The sequence below is a fragment of the Legionella hackeliae genome, from assembly GCF_000953655.1.
Classification (GTDB): Bacteria; Pseudomonadota; Gammaproteobacteria; order Legionellales; family Legionellaceae; genus Tatlockia; species Tatlockia hackeliae.
On the sequence record NZ_LN681225.1, the window covers coordinates 2,504,672 to 2,523,257 of the forward strand.

Consider the following 18,586-nt stretch of genomic DNA (forward strand, 5'->3'; position numbering starts at 1 on the left):
CAAATAGTAAGAGATTAAGAAGCCTTATTCAATAAAAGCAATCTAGATCTACTCCATTAATAGTTTGAGAGCTTGAAGAAAGTAGCCTGGATGATTGCTTTAGCAAACATCCGGATGTCGTGGATCCCGGTTGCCACTAATGTGTCAACCAAGCTACTTGCCACTTGATATTCGCTTCCCGATCCCTACATCTCTCGGCTAGTCCGCGAGATCCAAACTACTATAAAATTGCTGCCAAACGACATGCCTGATTGATAGCGTGCCTTGCATCTAATTCCAAGGCTTTAAATGCGCCACCAATTAAATGTACAGATTTACCCTCTTCCTTCAAAGGCTCATAAAGCTCACGCAATTCCTTTTGCCCTGCACAGATTATGACAGAGTCAACATGGAGCAATTCCTTCTTATCGTCGATATTTAAATGTAATCCTTCATCGTCTATTCGTTCGTATTGCACCCCGGACAGCATTTTGACATGGCGATGTTTTAAACTTAATCGATGAATCCATCCCGTTGTTTTACCAAGATTTTTGCCATGCTTTTCTTTTTTGCGCTGCAATAAATAAACCTGACGAGAATGAGGTTCTCTTGTTGGTGTTTTTAGTCCACCACGATGTTCCATTTTAATATCAATACCCCATTCATTATAAAATTGCTCTTCATCTTCTTTCGTATTGTGCATTAATAATTCAGCCACATCAAAGCCAATTCCACCTGCCCCAATAACTGCTACCCGTTGTCCTGGTGCTTTCCGTCCCTGGATCAACTCGATATAACTCATTACTTTCTCATGTTTAATACCATCAATATTAGGAATTCGAGGGGTAATACCAGTTGCCAGAACAATTTCATCGAAATCTTTCAAGATGTCTTTGTTCGCTTGGGTTTTCAAACGGATATCAACTTGAAAATTTTCTAACTGATGAGAAAAATAATTAATCGTATGTTGAAATTCTTCTTTGCCTGGAATTTTCTTAGCCAAGTTAAACTGACCACCCAAAGCATCACTTTTTTCAAACAAGGTCACTTTATGTCCTCGCTCAGCGGCAACAGCAGCGAATGCCAAACCGGCAGGCCCTGCCCCCACTACAGCAATACGTTTGGGTTGATTAACATTTCCATAAACCAGTTCTGTTTCATTACAAGCACGCGGATTGACCATACAAGAAGCAATTTTATTAACAAACACACGATCAAGACATGCCTGATTACAAGCAATACAGACATTAATGGCTTTTGTATCACCCATTTTTGCTTTTTGAGGAAATTGAGCATCTGCCAGGAAAGGTCTTGCCATTGAAACCATATCGGCAACCCCTTCCTCAAGCAAACTATTTGCAAGTTCTGGCGTATTAATGCGGTTTGAAGTAATCACTGGGATGGTGATTTCGGGTTTAAGTTTTTTAGTAATCTGAGTAAATGCCGCAGGAGGTACCATGGTCGCAATTGTTGGAATGCGTGCCTCATGCCAGCCTATCCCTGTATTAATCAGTGTCGCCCCTGCTGCTTCAATTGCTTTTGCCAATTGCACCACTTCTTCCCAACTACTTCCCTCATTAATTAAATCAAGCATGGATAAACGATAAATAATAATAAAGTTATCGCCCACGGCGGCACGAACGCTGCGCACGATCTCAACAGGAAAACGCATGCGATTGCTAAAACTTCCACCCCATTCATCCGTACGCTGATTGGTATGGGCAACAATAAATTGATTGATGAGATAGCCTTCACTTCCCATAATTTCCACACCATCATAACCGGCTTCTTTCGCAAGGCGCGCACAGCGAGCAAAATGTTGTATTGTTTTCACAATACGACGCTTACTCATTACCCAGGGTTTGAAAGGGCTAATTGGCGATTTCAAATTACTTGGGGCAACAACAAAAGGATGATAACCATAGCGTCCTGCATGCAAGATTTGCAAGGCAATCTTACCCCCAGCATCCTGCACTGTTTGCGTAATCAATTCATGGCGTTGTCGCTCTTTGGTTGAGGTCAATTTAGCAGCAAACGGGGCCAAGCGACCCGCACGATTTGGCGCAAATCCTCCTGTCACTATTAAACCAGCGCCGCCTAATGCTCGCTCTTTATAAAAAGTGGCAAGACGCAACAAGCTTTCTTTATCTTCCTCCAAGCCGGTATGCATCGACCCCATCAGCAGACGATTTTTTAATTGAGTAAATCCTAAATCAAGTGGCTGAAATAAGGCTTTAAAAGGGGTATTATCAATCTTCAATTCCATTGAGTTACTCACAATAAAGATAATTAAATTTTAAGTATAATGCTTTTTATTGATTATTAGCACACCTTATGGTTTCTCTTGAGGAGGTTTTGTTTTTAGCTACTTTTTATATTACTCTCAACTGTCTGTCTAAAAAATAAGTAAAGCACATGACTCAAACTTGTTATTACCTAACTTACGAACAAAACCACCCTTTTTTTTACTCGAAAAATTTTTCTCCAGTAAACTCTAAAGAATTAAGTGGCTTCTTTGCTTTTGTTGCCTATGAAAATGCTGGGGAATTTCTATTTGTATTGCGCCGGGCAATAAACTATCAAACCAATCACTCAGGCATTTCATTAATGCTTCAACCCCACAAAACTATCGAACGCCTTAATTTTTTTGTTGAACCTAAACATCATTATCGTCTAAGTCATTTTATTAAAGACCAACCCAAGTTTGGTGGTGAGTTCCTTCTCTTCGAAGGAGAAATTGTATTTTGGAATTTTAAAAGCCGATGTTACTCCCTGAGTAAATCAGATTATCACGATAACAATCCCAACCTTCAAGCAAGCATCCAACAAACGTCATTACCAACCAATCGTTTTATTAGTGCAAAAAAAGCAGATCACTTTGCAGAGACCAGTTTAACTATTCATTTTAAATCCAATGGAGAATTTCTAATACCAGAGGATGCGTCCAAGACAGTTGTATTGCTTAATACCCAGTTAGAGTTAGTGCCAATGCCTTCTTTACTCGAGGAGGACCCAGTAACACATACACTGATTTGTTCCAGTCCATAATAGATAATCATAATTATTTGAATTGACTTTGTCCTCTAAAATTATAAAATGTGACCAAACTAACCATTTAAGAATCACTATGAATCCAGAAAATCATATAATTACCAGACTTTTACGCTTCCTTAATTTCAATAAAGAAGCCAATCAATTTGTTAGATCACTTTTAGGACAAAATCAGTCAGGACTCCTCCTCCATCCAGATATACTAAGAGCAGCTGATTTAATTCAACTACGAACACCAACTCCTGTCCCTATGTTCTCTTCCAAGAGTCAAACAGAGATTTTTCAAAAGGTAGTTCAGGAATTAAAACTCACTCAAATTACTAATCCATTTATTACTACACCTGATGAACAAGACCAATTAGGGATGTAATTTTTTGCAGTGAGTTTGTCAATCGCACACAAACTTATTGCACATGTTAAAACAACAAGATATTTACCCAAGATTCTTAATTGTTTACTATCTTAAAAATTTTACTGCAGGAAGCATTATGAATAAACTAGCCACTTTAACGTTATTTTCTCTTGTTAGCTTATACAGCTATGCTACTCAAGTTCAAGCAATTATTACTACCACAAGCGACAATAAAGAAATTGGTAAGGTTCTTTTTACCGATACCGACTATGGGTTGCTAATTGTACCCAGCCTGTCTGCACTCCCACCCGGCTTACGTGGGTTTCATTTACATCAGCATGCCGATTGCGGGGATAAAGGTAAGCACGCCGGGGCTCATTATGATCCTAAGAATACAAATAGTCACCAAGGCCCTTATGGGGAAGGACATTTAGGTGATTTGCCCATCCTGTATGTGGCTGCTGATGGCAGTGCCACAACACCCACGTTAGCACCACGTTTAAAAACCCATGATCTTAAAGGATTAGCTGTGATGATCCATGCTGGCGGAGATAACTATAGCGATAATCCACCATTGGGCGGTGGCGGCGATCGAATCGCCTGTGGCCCCATTAAATAATTCTATTGCCCATCTTACGATGGGCAATACCATTTTATAATCCAAGAGTAACAGCAGTGCTGTGAATAACAGCACTAATACGTCCAATACGCGCAAGTGCTTGTGCTGAAAGCCCATGTTCTTTAAGTTGACGAGTATGAGCACTCATACAAGCACCACATCCGTTTAATATCGATACTGCGAGAGAAAAAACTTCAAAGCTAACCCGATCCACTCCTGGACTCATCATCCCTTGCATGCGAAGACCTGCAGGAATTTGTGCTAACTCTGGTTGTTCACTTAAATGAATGAAGCGATAATAAACATTAGTCATGGCCATCAAGCTGGCCGCAAGTTTGGCCGACTCGCTGATATTCTCTGCATGAGGTAAAGCCAATAACTCGCGAATTAACGATTGATTTCCTAAATGGTAAGCAACAGCAAGCGCACTACCTACAATTTGTTGTTCACTTAAACCATCCGTCTGAGTTAAATCAAGCACCTTGCCTAAATTGATCCGTACATCTTTAGCAAATTCAGGTAATTGCTCTTTAATATTTTCAAGCATAATTTTGTCCCCCTACCTAGTTGCCTTGACAAAATTGTGCCAAGGCTTGTTGATTAATTATCAAATTTATTCGATATGAATAGTTTCTTCCCCTTTTTTCCAATTGCAAGGACAAAGTTCATCGGTTTGCAATGCATCCAATACTCGTAATACCTCTTGTGGATTACGCCCTACGTTTAAATCAGTAACCATTACGAAACGAGTTATACCCTGAGGATCAACAATAAATGTAGCTCGTTGTGCTACGCCTTCCTCAAGGTCAAGAATACCCAGCGACTGGCTTAAATTTCGCTTTATATCGGCTAACATTGGAAATGGTAGATCATGTAAATCGGGATGTTGCTTTCTCCAGGCTAAATGGACAAACTCACTATCTATACTAACCCCTAACACTTGCGTATCACGATCATTAAATTCACCATTTAATTTTCCAAACTCAGCAATTTCCGTTGGGCAAACAAAAGTAAAGTCTTTTGGCCAGAAGAAGACAACCAACCATTTCCCCTGATAGGTTTCGTTCGAAATCGTTTTAAACGCCCCATGAACATCACTACTGACTGTTGCTTTTAAGTTAAATTCAGGAAATTTATCCCCTACAGTAATCATTATTGTCCTCCTAATAATTTGTTTCATCTTTAATGTAGACCGCGCACATTAATAAGTAAAATTGAATATATTTATGATTTTGATTGATAAAATCAATTAAAAAAACTGTTAACTATTAAAACTTTATGTTTATTTAAAATTTTTAATATGGTAAAAATGCTCACTTTTTTATTTTTTAAAACTTAGGAGAAGATAGGTGAAGCCAATTGTTTTTTTTACGGATGCAGGCAAAGACGGTGATGATTTAGCAGCATTAATCAGTGTTCTACAGGCAAAATCAGCAGGCGTTATTCCAATGGACACACCTATCTATATGGTGACAACTGATGAGGTACCTAGTACTGAAAAAGGAATACAAGATCTAGACGGACAGTATGGTTTGCGAGCACTTTATTTGAATATGCAGCTTACCAAATTTAAACAACAGTTACCCTCTTTACCGCCCGAGGCATTCCCGATAATACTAGTCGGTCCTAAAACAACCTATTATCAATTTAATCCTGAAAAGAAAGCATTTTATAATGTAGAAACAGACAGCGTTCCTTTTTATCCAACTGAAGAAGTTCAGGAATATTATGCAAAAACTGAAAGCGATAAATCGACTGTTGCATTAAATGCTGGATGGATAGAGAAATTGCAACAAGCAACCCCAGATGGTGCAACGCTTGTAAGTATTGCCGCTTTTGATGCGGTTAGCGACTTTATTTCTGCAATTCCAGGTGAAAAGCAGCAAAATTTCAGCCTAACAACCATGGGTTATAACAAACCCTATTCACAAGATGAATATGCACAAAAAATAACGAAGCCAAATGCTCTTCCTTATAATGCACGCAGTACAGATCCACATAAAGCTTCTCAGGCTATAAGCAATATTACAAAATTAAATAGTTTTCATGTTGTTTCTGAATCAACACGTGCCGTACCAAAATATGATCAAAATAGCTGGTTAAACAGTTATTCAGAAATCATGGGTCGTGCTTATCCTTTATATGCTGGACGTTATGCTGAGTCTTCCTTATCAGCGATCGTCGAGTTTATGAAACACTCCAAATACCACGCATTTTGGCCTCACGATGTTGTTGCCTCGCTGGCTGCGTTAATTGAGCAGGGTCAATGGGAGAAACTTCAGTTACCTAAACTCAAAAAAGAAATGTTGTTTACCGGCGTTGAAACTGTTAAGGGTCAAACTGTTAATTTACGTATGGTAGGCAAAACAGGCGTATTAATAGATGCCAACGTTGCTATAGAAGAAAATGATATTAGCATTGGTACAGAAGCTCAATCATTTACTTTTGGAAAAGAAGTGGATGCGATTTTCTTTACCGCCCTTCTTCATTTTACGGCGATAGAAGCACTCCCGGCAGAACAAAAGAAAGAATTTGATTCGTTACAAGCTGGCTATAGGAACATTTTAAATTTGAAAGCACAGAGTTTTGACTTAAAGCATGCTGAAAAAATTGAGCCAACAGAAATACAATCTATTGAAAAACAAATCAATGCAACCTGGACACTAATTAGTTTAAAAGAATTGCAAAGCCAACTAGCTGCACATATCTCAAACGAAGATGTCCAGTACATACTCGGGAAAGCAAGCTTCGGTTATTCCTTAGCAAAATTAACGAATGATCAGGCTAAAGCTCTCAGTCGTTTTGTTGGGGAATTAATTGCGTGGGGTGAACAATTAGAAGACAAAACACTGCTCAATAATGACTTGCTAAAATTCATTAAAGATTTAGCTGAAGCCTTGCAGGCCATGGATTTTGATTTAACTGATCCCATAATTTCAAATCTGCAAAAAGCACTGCAACAAGTTTCTGTTGACAAGAAATTTACGGCATTAACAACCACTCTCTTTAGCGATTTAAGACAAGCTGCACTGATGACGCAAAGAGTGAATGATTTACTCAAAGAAGATGGCAAGCTAGCTGTAGAATTCAAAAGAACCGGAAACAGTTTGTTGCATGCTCGCGCAGCACTTCATGGTAATTTAGCGTTTGCATTTCCTGTAGGTATCCATGGTATGACTGAGTCCTATAAGGACATGCTAAGCTTAAAAAATCAAAAACCTTCTTACGGAAAAGCATTTTTTTACCATTTGATAATACACGATGCTGGCAAAGGGGATATTATTAAAAAAGCGGTCAGGATGAATGAAGAAGGTATTTACTTCATCGAGCTTGAAAATAATTTTTATCGATTAGAGCTTCACACTCGTAAGCCTCAAAAAGCAAGCAAAGAAGAGTTTGATCAAGCTACAGCACATGTTGATCATGATGCAGCTCTTGAAGTATATGCAATAACAGGAGCGCATGAAAAAAGCTGTTCGCTGACAGAGTTTTTAATTTGGGGTGGACCAAATACAGAGATTAAAGATAAAGAAAAAATCGCTATCAGCGATGAATTAATTACCTTGTGTAATGAAACAAACATCGCGCAAATTATTCAAGGGGAAATTCCTTTTGAAGGTGTTAAAAAAGGGTTGGACTTATTTTTTAAAGCCTATCAGCAAGACCCAATGAAGGCTGAACTTATATTTGTACACCATTGCTATGATATTTTAGGCTCCTCTGGCGCAGACGTGTTTACCAGTACTGCCGGTAAAGATCCCGAAATTCATATAAAGATAAATTTGCTTTATGAAACACTTTTACAAGTTGCACAAGAATCGTTAGGCGAAAAAGCCAGCAGTGAAGCTTATCATCGCTATCGTCAAAAATTAGCTATTTCGATTCCAGAAATCACTCCTCAAGATAAATCACAAGAGAGCGTGATTCTTGCTAAAACACGTATTGCACAAATGCTACGTTGTCATTTATTCAAAACTCAAACTCATCCCGACACCAAGCAACTGGTGATTTCCGAGCAAGGCGCTTATGAAAAGAGAACACAGTTATTTGTTGAAGCGATGGAAATAGCTGTGGGTCAGCTAGCCAAACCAGCGCAGGATACACTGATTGCTCTTCTTAACAGAAACGCAGGTAACCTTGAAAACCCTGCTATTATGGTCATGTACGGTCCTAAACTACTATTAACCGCAATAGCCGGTGCTGAATATGGAGGGATTGATCCAACTGATAAGCAAGTTATTGCTGAGCGCTTGACACCGATGTTAAATCTCTACATCAAATTATATGAGCATCAAGCCTTCAATACACAGGCGCATAATGCAGTTTATGGAGTTATTGATGTCAAAAATCTAGCTCTCATTACTCAAGCGCTTCCCCTGTGGTATCAAGCTGCTTCAGCCGAACAAAAAAATAATTTTGCCGATCTGTTGTTCTTCCTACAGCAAAAAGGTTTAACCCAAACGTTCCTGGATAAGCTTGGTAAAACTAATTTACTAGCCGATAAGGAGACACAATTAGCGAAGGTTAAAGAGGTTCTTGCCACTCTTGATACACCTTTTGAAGTGTCTGAAGCAGGCTTGGTAGCAAAGACTCAAAAGGCTGAAACCAAGACTCATGAAGAAACTGTTGTACCCCCAACAACAGCCAGCGAAGAGCAGAGCACCACAGAAAAACAAGCTACAATTGAAGGCTCTACTCATACTTCAACACCCGTCAAAGAAGAAGTTCTTAAAGCTGATGCAAAATCAACAGAGACTTCTGAAAAAGTTGTCACACCGCCCAAAGCTGTGGTTGAAGAAGATAAAAAAGTTGAGAAACCAGTCTCGCTTGATGGCTCTACTCATACTTCAATACCACCCAAAGTTACAGGACTTACAGCTGATGGAGAATCAACTACTGATGAAAAGAAACAACCAACAATCACGGCTGTGCCCAAGACAACCCTGGATCCTGACGTGTCGCAAATTGTCATCTTAATTAATAAAGCGACTACAAAAGCTGAAAAGCAAAAGGCTCTGCTTGATCAAATCGCACCAAAAACTCTATCCACGATTCAATATCATGCACTTTATCAAGAGATTCAGGGTATTGATGAGTTAAATGAACATCGAAACCCTCGTCTGGATAGTTTCTTTGGAATAAAGAATACAACAACATGGCGAAATACTTTGGAGACTTTCAGACAGACTGCATTGAAAGCCTTGTTTGACGAAGTAAGCACTGAAAGTGATCGCAGCGTACAAATCGCTATGTTAGAGCAGGCGAGGGGACTATCTTTATTTAATGAGCATCGTAATAATTCAATTTTTACAGGTGCTTGGGGTAGAACCACCGCTGTTAGACAGATCGATGAAAAACTAGAAGCGCTTCGTACCAACCAGCCTTCTTTTGCTTAAATACAAAACTAGATCCAACATGAATGTTGGATCTAGTTTGATTGATTTCTGACTATTTTGGTGTTCAAATATCCTATTCTGTTATTGTGGAGACTTTGTATGTCTAAAGAAGAAATGATCTGTCGTATTGTTCAACAAATCACAAAGCAATCTTTGCAAAAAACGTGTTGCCGGTGAAATTATTACTTTCCGAACTACTTACTTATCAAAATGAGCAAGTAGTTCGTTATTTTTGTCATCATTATCCAGATTTTTCTTATGAAGAAAGCCAACAGCTGTTTAGTGATCTCCTGGCCTGGATGTGGTTAAACGCCTCTCGTAAAATTGACGACAAACCCACCTATTTATTCGGTCCTTTGCTGACTCTAGATAAAATTTGGCATGTTTTTATTTTGCACACAGAAGACTATATCAGTTTTTGCAATCATTATTTCGGGAGTTATTTTCATCATCACATCGAGCCTATCGGTTTAGAGCATAAACTTAACCCTGAAGAGCTTGCTGATTTTCTTAATGACGCTTTTGAATTACTTGGCAAAGAATGGATTGAACGCCATTTTAGTGCGCTTCTTCAGGAAATTTGACACGAGTTTTTTACCCCCTCTTTTCTCCTGCATGAAAGCAATTGTCAACCGAGTCTATATAACGTATTATCTTTAACTCAACAATTCGCGTAAGTATCAATTTGAACAATTTTGTCAGTGCTCTTAACGCTGGCAAGTGACGTTAAATGATTATTTTTGGAGTAAAGCCATGACAGCCGAACGCTTTTCGGCCTCTATTGTGAACCGACTGTCATTACCTGGCGCCCAACAAATGCCTCAAGGCTATTATCGCTCTAAATTATTTATTGCGCCTTTTACGACCAACCCGTTGGTTGCAGCAGCAGGCCCTTTGCTTTCTCTGCTTGAACGCTTGTACATAACACCTACACTGCCACCTATAAATAACATTCGCGACAATATTGAACATGAATTACGTGCTTTTCATAGTCGTTTGAGTGGGAAAACCTATACTGAAGAATTTGATGCAATAGCACACTACTTATTATGTGCAACCATCGATGAATTACTAGGAAAGAATTATTTACGTCTTTATGGAAAAATTGCTGAGTTTAAAGCATTCACCCCCTCTTCTCATGATGATGTGGGTCCCCAACAACGATTTTTCGATATTGTGCGTTACATTAAGGAAAGACCAAATCAATACCTGGATTTAATTGAACTTGCTTATTATTGTTTAATTACAGGCTTTGAGGGGGAACAACATGGACGCACAGATGGAAGACAGGTTTTAGATAATTTAATCGAAGAACTGTATCAATTGATCAAACAACATCGCGTTAACAAGTCACATCAACTTTTTAAGGAACAAAGACTTGTTGATAACTTCCCCAAGAATTATAAACCACTAATAATCAGCTCGATTCTTGCCCTAAGTGTATTGATAGGTGGTTATTTAGCGAGTCATTTTTTACTTGAAAATCAGGCTAAATTTGTCCAGTTTGGACATACCGTGGCAGCTAAACTGGATGACTGATGGATAAATCATTAACTGAACTCTGTGACGCTCTAAAAAAAATTCTAAGTTTTTTAAAACCACAAACTACGGCTATTTCATTTCTAATTCTTACGGGAAGATCTAATCAGGGTAAAACTACCTTGCTGCGCCAAAGTGGGCTTACTCATTATCCAGTTGCTACAAACAGTAATGCGAATTTCTTCTATAACCAATACGGTATCATTCTGGAATTAGGTGAATCATGGCTTAACCAGAGCGAAAATTTGCTCGCTTATACATTAAAGCAATTAAATCGCTGTCATAGCAGTGTTAGAGTAAGTGGTATTATTTTATGTGTCGATAGTAGTGAATTACTACTTACAGAACCTGTACAACTTGCGGAACAATGCAAAGCCCACACCCAACTTCTTGAGCGATTTGGCAATGGATTAGGGTATTGTGTGGATACAGCAATTATCCTTACTAAACTGGACGCTTTGGCCGGTTTTTGTGATTTCTTTCAATCCGATCATGCAAATGAATTGAGTAAGCCTCTCGGTTTTTCATTAAACGCTATTAAACAACGTAGTAGCTTATTAGAATACTATCGTCTGCAGTTTGATCAAATGATTGAGGTGTTAAGTCATCAAATTATTAATAAATTACACCCTGCACGCTCTAGTGTAAAACGTACATTAATTCGTGAATTTCCATTGCAACTTGCAAGCTTGCGAATGCCGCTTCAGTGTTTAATGCAACATTTGCCGACACAACTTTTTCGTTTGCAATCCATCTATTTTACGAGTGCTGAACAAGGTGGTTTGAGTGTTGATAAGTTAAATCGAAAAATTCAACATGAGTATGCTCTCACGGTTCAAGACAAATATCCTCAATCGAATAACTTCCGCGCTTATTTTATTGAAGGCGCAATTAGAGCATTTCAAGAGCAAACAAAACGTTATAGTGCCCAAATGAGTGGTACACAAAAATGCCTGATTGGTCTTGCAACAAGTATCGTGAGTTTGTCTTTAATCTGGGTGGTACAACAACATTTCAAAACGTCCCGATTGTTAGATGAGGCGAGTAAAGAGCTGATTACTTACGAAACCTTTCTTGGTCAAGCCAATGATAAAACTTCTGCCCTCTACCATTTATCATTAGCTGCGGCAAAACTGCAGCAAATACCAACCAATATCCTGCCTGTCTCTGCAATTGAACAGCTAAAAAATCAGCTCCACAGCAATGCCAAACACCGCTTGCATGATGATTTTCTTCCTGAGCTTTTAGCAGGCATAGAACGAATTATGCTGGATCCAGCTCAGACGCAAAATGCTCGTTACCAAGCATTAAAAATATATTTAATGCTTGGCGAACCAGAACATTATTCCGAAGCCGAGGTTACTAAATGGTTTAGCGATTATTGGAAATCGACGAACCAGCAAGCCACAATGCATAAAAAATTAACTCTATTACAACATGCGCTAAGAAAACCTTTGCAGCCAATTGCCATCAACAGACAGCTAGTGAGTGATGTCCGCAATTATCTTAATGCATTACCAGCCACTTATCTTTATCACACATTAGCAAAAAATAATTTCCCTGCTTCCACGCAAACAATTGCAGTGGAAGGATTTGACTTGGCGAATAAAGAATTACCGTATTATTATACTAAAGCTGGATTCAAGGAAATCATCGTTGCCTTGCCTAAAATTTCGGGACAATTACAACATGAAAATTGGGTTCTTGAGCGACAAGATTTAAATAACTTACCCGCTCAACTTGAGCAAGCTTATTGCTTTGAATATGTAACCTGGTGGCAGAACTTTATCCGCCGTACAAAACCCTTGCATTATCAAGATTACCAGCAGGCAAGACAACTCACCCAAACATTATATCGCAATAATGCATTGGCTAAATTGATTAAATTGATACAACAACAAACCGCTCCCGATCCCAATGAAAATGCCGCTCTTTTTAATCAAAAAATTGCCAACGAATTTACAAACTTGAATCTAATGAGTGGTTCTGCAATAAATGATTTAACACTCAGCATTAATGAATTAGAAAAGTTTCTTACTACACTCTCGTTAGTGAATGATAACGGCCGCACTGCGTTTGATTTAACGAAGGCTCGTTTTTTAGGTGGAGCATCTGCTGATCCGTTAAGTAACTTGTATAATAAGACTAGACAATTGCCCGAACCCGTTGCCACATGGACTAAACAAATTGCTGACGATACCTGGTTTATTTTTATTAGTGAAAGTAAGACCTATCTGAATCGTTTGTGGGAGCAGCAAGTTTTCAATGAATATCAATTGACCATCGCAAACCGCTACCCCCTTGATCCCACGCGGCAAGAAGAGGTATCACTTACTGATTTCGATCATTTCTTCTCTCCTCATGGGACCTTAAATAACTTTGTAAACAACTATTTAAAACCTTTCCTTGATACATCATCGCCACAATGGCAACCCAAAGAAGTCAATGGCTATGTTATGCCAATTTCAAGTGACATTACGAACGAATTAATTCGTGCCAATGTGATTACTAATATGTTTTTCTCACCGGATACTGAAGCTAGTAAGATTGAATTTAGCTTGCAAAAAATTAGTCTTGATCCTGTTGTTGCCAATCTGCAGTTAACGATTGGTAAAACAACGCTAACCGATAATCAGGGCAGTGACTCTTACATTCAATTCAGTTGGCCACAAAATGATGCCAAATTAAGTCTGGATTCCATTGAAGGTAATCATTATGAACTTGAAGAAATCGGACCATGGGCATTCTTCAAAATGTTGCAAAAAGTCAATGTATTAGTAGATAGTGAGGACAGTGCTAGTTTACAGATTCTATTTGAAGTCAATGGAAACTCAGGAAGATACTTATTAAAAACCCAAAATCAAATTAATCCCTTCAGTCCGGGAATTTTAACAGGATTTATTTTAAAAAGAGATGTCGCCTAGAAAGTAATAGACAGTTGCTACTATTCCTCAGAAATGCACACAAATACGTCAATCAATTCCCTTAACTGGATGCCTCGGACAAGCCGAGGCACGTAGAAAAAATGCAAAGAACATAACTATCCTACGTGCCTCGGCTTGTCCGAGGCATCCAGAAAGATGTTGAGTCCAGGTTGGGTCATTTGGCTCATTTGACCCAACTCTTATTCTACCTATGCCTTAAGGGTTTTCTCGAGCAAAGCAATCAAAGCGTGCTTATCAATAGTCCCTACAGCACTTAGTTGCGGTAATAGTTCACCATTAGCATTAAAAAATAGCATTTGTGGCGTACCATAGATGGCGAAATGCTTCTTAATTTTAAGCACCTCAGGACTGTCACTGTCACTTAGATTTACCTTCAAGTTAACAAGACCTGCCATTGCTTTGAAAACTTCAGGTTCATTAAACACCTTGCTATCCATTTCCTGACAATCACTGCACCAGGATGCATAAAACTCAACAAAAACTGCCTTGTGTGCTTTTTTAGCGGCGCTTAACTGCTCTTCAATGGCCGCCAAATTATCTGCATGGACAAAAGGTGCTTTTGTGGTATAGACCTCCTTTGTCTGCTTCATTGCAGCAACCGTTGAGACAGTGGAGTAAATCATAATTCCACCTATCATGAGAATTAAAACACCCACTCCCTGAAACAATTTCCCCAATTTAGTGGATTGTGTGCGCAAACTTCCCAAGCTTACACTGCTTATGATTAATAAAAGAGCCCATGATAATTTGACCCATCCCTCAGGTAATATTCGCCCTAACATCCATATGGCCATTGCCATCATCATCACACCAAATAACTGCTTTATTTTTAACATCCATGGTCCGGTCTTCGGTAATAAAGCCCCTTGACCTGCTCCTACTAGGATTAAAGGAACCCCCATGCCTAAAGCCATAAAGAAAAGAATGATACCACCCATCCACGCCTGTCCACTCTGACCAATGTAGGTTAATACCCCAATTAACGGGGCAGTCACACAAGGAGAGACAACCAATGTGGAAATGATTCCCATTAGAGCCACCGACATAAACGTTGCTCCACTGTCTTTTTGACTTAATAAAGTCAATCTTGTGCTGATCTTGCTTGGCATTTTTAACTCAAACAGACCAAACATAGACAATGCCATGAGGACAAAAATTAAACTGAAGGCAATGATAACTGATGGTCTTTGCATTAAGGTTTGTAACGTACTTCCCATAAACCCAGCTAAAACACCTGCAGCGGCATAAGTTATTGCCATGCCTAAAACATAACTCAAGGAGAGCTTGACTGCTCTTACAGTGGATAAGGAGCCCTGTCCCACTATAATCCCCGATAATATCGGTACCATGGGTAGGACACAGGGTGTAAAGGCAAGCAAAATTCCAAGACCAAAAAACATAGTTAAATAAACGAATGCACTATTGTCTTGGATAAAATGCATTACGGTTATGGGGTTCGAACTTTCAAATGCAGGAGTAAAAGACCATACCGCGTGAGAAATAAGCATAAGCGTCAAAACGCTTATATAACGTTTTAAATTCTTCATAATTGATTCCTATTAATCAATGACTAATTAAAAAATATCCAAAATTAATGTATTGATTAGCAGGTAAAAATTGGCGGTTTGAATAATCTAGAGTAAGGTGAAGAAGAACTTAATTGTCTATAAATAAAAAAAAGTAGTCCTGCCAGAATAAGAACATATAAGTGAGCAACTCTACTTTCCTCAGTAAGTGTGTAACAAGCTCCCGCTGGGCAAGACGATACTGACGTAGTAGTCCCACCTGAGCACTTACTTACCGCACTATATTGTGTTGTAGGAAGGGTTTGCTTTGCTGATTCATAGCGCAGCAATGGCTTTATAGCAAATAAAACCAAGCTAAAGACAACGATGTAATGAAATAAGCGAGTCATTGATTTCATAAGCATCATAATAACAATAGTGCATCCCTGTGTAAAGATTAATCAGTACAGACAACAACCATAATTAAATCTCAAAATACACTCATTTATTCTTCAATGATTAATTCGGGGACAGGTTTAATCGGAAGGGAACAAATAATAGAGGTGCCACCCTCGGGAGAATGACCAAGTTGAATATTTCCTCCGTGAGCTTCGATAATTGCTCCACAAATAGCAATTTCAAGATCAATACGAAAGCCCCGTTTTAACTTCTTCCAAAGCGCTTTAGCACGCCCACTGGATAGAATGGAGCCTTTATCATAAATAGCAATCTTTAAATTATTATCATGGCTTGTTGCTGATAAAATTATACTTGTGCCTTTTGGAGTATATTTACATGTGCTATCTAGCAACGCTATAAGGACTCGTTCGATAAGCAGGTTATCTAAATAGACTAAGGGTAGATTTCCCTCTAACAGGGTTTCTATATGGTGTGTCGTCATTTTCGCATTCATCGCATGACTAACATTTATCAAAATTGTATCAAAATGGTGCCATTGCAAGTTTAATTTCAACTCACCAGTTTTAATACGAGCTATTTCAAACAAGTTTTTGATTAATGAGTCCATGTGTAATATTTCATTTTTTAGTGAGTTGGCTAATTCTTGTTGTAGTGGGGTTAACAAGGAATCAGACTTCACCAAAGACTCTGACAAATTGATTAGCGATGCTAACGGAGTTTGTAAATCATAAGATAGATTTGCTAACACTTTATTTCGCATTCGTTCAGATTCCATATGCACGAGCGCCTCTTGAGCCACCTGGATAAAATGAACGCGCTCCAATGCTATTGCTGCTAAAGCAGCAAAAGTATCAAGCTGTTGTCGCTCTTCGGGTCTCTGAAGCCACTGAGATATTTTAGGCTGAATAACCAACAAACCTCGCGTTCGCATAGGGGCTACAAGAGGTAAATAAAAAAAACTATTTCCGGGGAGTGTATCCGTACCGAGTCCTGCCGATTCTTTATGATCGAATGCCCATTGTGCAATGCCCATATCCAAATTTTGCATCTCTGAAGCTTGAAACGTTTCTTCATCTGTTGGAAGCTGTAATTGTCCATCGTCATCGGGTAATAAAAGCCAGGCTCGTGCACTAAATGCATGCTGTATATACGTTCTTGTTGTTTCTAAGATAGGTTCTGTTAAAAGTGCACTCGATAACTCATAAGCAAATTTATAAAGCACATGCGTTCGCGATTCCCGCTGTCCCTTTATAAATACTTGATAACGTAAATTTGCAGTTAAATGCCCAGTAATTAGAGCAATAGCAACTATCAAACACATCATAATCCCTTGCTGCCAATCGGCAATTAAAAAAGAGTAGCGCGGCTCGATAAAAAAGAAATCCAGGGATCCTGCAGCGATTAATGAGGCAACCAACGCAGGTCCACGACCAAATCGAATCGCAATTAATAGTGAGGTTAGTAATAAAAGAAGACTTATATTAATAAGACTAAAATAGGGCTCCAGAATCTTCGAAATTAGTACCGTAAAAAAAATAGCCCCTACTGCTACTAAATAATGGGCATACTCCTTCTTCTCCTTCACCGGTTTACTGATATCTTGTACATCAAGAGAGTTACCCGCTTTATCTAAATCACCAATGACAAGTAAATCAAAGTCTGGAGCATAGGCTGCAAGGCGGGATAAAATTGAGCTATGCCAAAATCGTAGCGATGGTCGTCTTCGTCCTAATACAATTTTTGAAAAATTTTGATTTCGGGCGTAATCAGCAATGGCTAATGCTACATCATCTCCGGTAACAATCGATGTGGTTGCCCCTAATTCTTCAGCCAATTTTAATGCATTTAAAGCATATTGCTTTTTGGAAAACGGCAGACGCATTAATGCAGGGGTTTCAACATAAATGACATGCCATTCCGCATTTAATTGACAGGCCAATCTTGCTGTATTTCTTATAACATATTCTGCTCCAGGGCGTTCTCCTACACAGGCCAATAAAGCAGTATCTGTTTTCCAAATTTTATCAATAGATTGTTCAATACGGTAAGCCTGCACATCGTCTTCAAGACGTTCAGCTGTACGTCTTAATGCAAGTTCACGAAGAGCAATCAAGTTTCCCTTGCGAAAAAAATTTTGAGCGGCTAATTCGCCTTGAGGTCCCTGATAGACTTTGCCTGCTTTTAAGCGGAGAAGCAAATCATCCGCGGTAATATCAACCATGACTACTTCATCGGCCTTATCAAAAATTGTGTCAGGAACAGTTTCAGCAATATGAATATTAGTAATTCCACCGATCGCATCATTTAAGCTTTCTAAATGCTGAACATTAAGAGTTGTAAAAACATCAATACCAGCTTCTAGCAATTCTTCAACATCCTGCCAACGCTTGGGATGGCGCATACCCGGAATGTTAGAATGTGCTAATTCGTCAACAAGAATTAATTGGGGATGTTTTTCAAGTGCTGCATCAATATCAAAGTCATAGAGTTCTTTATTGCGGTATAGAATCGATTTTCGGGGCAAAAGGGGTAGCCCCGACAGGAGTGCTTCAGTCTCTTTACGCCCATGCGTTTCAACAAGACCAACGATAACATCGCAACCATCTTCCTTAAGCTTTCTAGCCTCAACCAGCATCGCGTAAGTTTTTCCGACCCCTGCTGAGGCTCCGAAATAAATTCTTAGCTTACCCTTAGAAGCTTGCTTTTCCTGACTTTGCACTTGAGCCAATAAAACGTCGGGATCAGGTCGTTGGTTATCTGCCCCCATCATGGATAGCTCT

General features: G+C 38.9%; 12 protein-coding genes. 7 read left to right on the forward strand and 5 right to left on the reverse strand.

The features are described 5' to 3' along the window. Window positions 1–220: 220 nt before the first annotated feature. A complete protein-coding gene (locus LHA_RS11050) occupies window positions 221–2,245 on the reverse strand; it encodes an NADPH-dependent 2,4-dienoyl-CoA reductase (RefSeq protein ID WP_045106595.1) in 2,025 nt (674 codons plus the stop codon). A 149-nt stretch (window positions 2,246–2,394) separates the two neighbouring features. Here LHA_RS11050 and LHA_RS11055 point away from each other — a divergent pair, with 149 nt between their 5' ends. From LHA_RS11055 to LHA_RS11065, 3 genes are all read left to right on the forward strand, one after another. Further along, window positions 2,395–3,027, forward strand: a complete 633-nt coding sequence (locus LHA_RS11055) for a hypothetical protein (RefSeq protein ID WP_045106596.1) — start codon at window positions 2,395–2,397, stop codon at window positions 3,025–3,027. Window positions 3,028–3,106: 79 nt separating this feature from the next. After that, a complete protein-coding gene (locus LHA_RS11060; protein ID WP_045106597.1) occupies window positions 3,107–3,400 on the forward strand; it encodes a hypothetical protein in 294 nt (97 codons plus the stop codon). A 118-nt stretch (window positions 3,401–3,518) separates the two neighbouring features. After that, a complete protein-coding gene (locus tag LHA_RS11065; protein WP_045107553.1) occupies window positions 3,519–4,001 on the forward strand; it encodes a superoxide dismutase family protein in 483 nt (160 codons plus the stop codon). Between the two features lie 34 nt (window positions 4,002–4,035). Here the strand turns inward: LHA_RS11065 and LHA_RS11070 are convergent, their stop codons facing one another. Further along, entirely contained in the window at window positions 4,036–4,548 is a 513-nt protein-coding gene (locus LHA_RS11070; RefSeq protein ID WP_052673698.1) for a carboxymuconolactone decarboxylase family protein, read from the reverse strand. A gap of 66 nt (window positions 4,549–4,614) precedes the next feature. After that, on the reverse strand, window positions 4,615–5,154 hold the full coding sequence (locus tag LHA_RS11075) for a peroxiredoxin (protein ID WP_045106599.1): 540 nt from the start codon (window positions 5,152–5,154) through the stop codon (window positions 4,615–4,617). A 196-nt stretch (window positions 5,155–5,350) separates the two neighbouring features. Here LHA_RS11075 and LHA_RS11080 point away from each other — a divergent pair, with 196 nt between their 5' ends. The 4 genes from LHA_RS11080 to icmF all read left to right on the forward strand — a co-directional run bounded on the left by LHA_RS11080 (window position 5,351) and on the right by icmF (window position 13,860). Next, the gene (locus LHA_RS11080) at window positions 5,351–9,397 is read left to right on the forward strand and encodes a hypothetical protein (RefSeq protein WP_052673699.1); all 4,047 of its coding nucleotides are present in this window, start codon (window positions 5,351–5,353) and stop codon (window positions 9,395–9,397) included. A gap of 173 nt (window positions 9,398–9,570) precedes the next feature. Beyond that, window positions 9,571–9,981: a glycine-rich domain-containing protein gene (locus tag LHA_RS11085; RefSeq protein ID WP_045107555.1), complete on the forward strand. Its 411-nt coding sequence runs from the start codon at window positions 9,571–9,573 to the stop codon at window positions 9,979–9,981. A gap of 169 nt (window positions 9,982–10,150) precedes the next feature. Then, window positions 10,151–10,936 (forward strand): type IVB secretion system protein IcmH/DotU, encoded by a 786-nt coding sequence (icmH, locus tag LHA_RS11090; RefSeq protein ID WP_045106600.1) that lies wholly within the window; start codon window positions 10,151–10,153, stop codon window positions 10,934–10,936. After that, window positions 10,936–13,860: a type IVB secretion system protein IcmF gene (gene icmF, locus LHA_RS11095; protein WP_045106601.1), complete on the forward strand. Its 2,925-nt coding sequence runs from the start codon at window positions 10,936–10,938 to the stop codon at window positions 13,858–13,860. The genes icmH and icmF overlap by 1 nt, the downstream gene beginning before the upstream one ends. A gap of 209 nt (window positions 13,861–14,069) precedes the next feature. Here icmF and dsbD read toward each other — a convergent pair whose 3' ends face one another. Both dsbD and LHA_RS11105 read right to left on the reverse strand, forming a co-directional pair. Further along, window positions 14,070–15,428, reverse strand: a complete 1,359-nt coding sequence (gene dsbD / locus LHA_RS11100; protein ID WP_045106602.1) for a protein-disulfide reductase DsbD — start codon at window positions 15,426–15,428, stop codon at window positions 14,070–14,072. Between the two features lie 463 nt (window positions 15,429–15,891). Further along, window positions 15,892–18,576 carry a DUF4118 domain-containing protein gene (locus tag LHA_RS11105; RefSeq protein ID WP_045106603.1) on the reverse strand — a complete coding sequence of 895 codons (2,685 nt, stop codon included), beginning with the start codon at window positions 18,574–18,576 and terminating at the stop codon, window positions 15,892–15,894. Window positions 18,577–18,586: the final 10 nt, after the last annotated feature.

Bases quoted from the DNA above. Each gene is read 5' to 3' on its own strand.
- icmH (WP_045106600.1), top strand. From the start codon at position 10,151: ATGACAGCCGAACGCTTTTCGGCCTCTATTGTGAACCGACTGTCATTA.
- LHA_RS11060 (WP_045106597.1), top strand. From the start codon at position 3,107: ATGAATCCAGAAAATCATATAATTACCAGACTTTTACGCTTCCTTAAT.
- dsbD (WP_045106602.1), bottom strand. From the start codon at position 15,428: ATGAAGAATTTAAAACGTTATATAAGCGTTTTGACGCTTATGCTTATT.
- icmF (WP_045106601.1), top strand. From the start codon at position 10,936: ATGGATAAATCATTAACTGAACTCTGTGACGCTCTAAAAAAAATTCTA.
- LHA_RS11070 (WP_052673698.1), bottom strand. From the start codon at position 4,548: ATGCTTGAAAATATTAAAGAGCAATTACCTGAATTTGCTAAAGATGTA.
- LHA_RS11050 (WP_045106595.1), bottom strand. From the start codon at position 2,245: ATGGAATTGAAGATTGATAATACCCCTTTTAAAGCCTTATTTCAGCCA.
- LHA_RS11075 (WP_045106599.1), bottom strand. From the start codon at position 5,154: ATGATTACTGTAGGGGATAAATTTCCTGAATTTAACTTAAAAGCAACA.
- LHA_RS11055 (WP_045106596.1), top strand. From the start codon at position 2,395: ATGACTCAAACTTGTTATTACCTAACTTACGAACAAAACCACCCTTTT.
- LHA_RS11105 (WP_045106603.1), bottom strand. From the start codon at position 18,576: ATGATGGGGGCAGATAACCAACGACCTGATCCCGACGTTTTATTGGCT.
- LHA_RS11065 (WP_045107553.1), top strand. From the start codon at position 3,519: ATGAATAAACTAGCCACTTTAACGTTATTTTCTCTTGTTAGCTTATAC.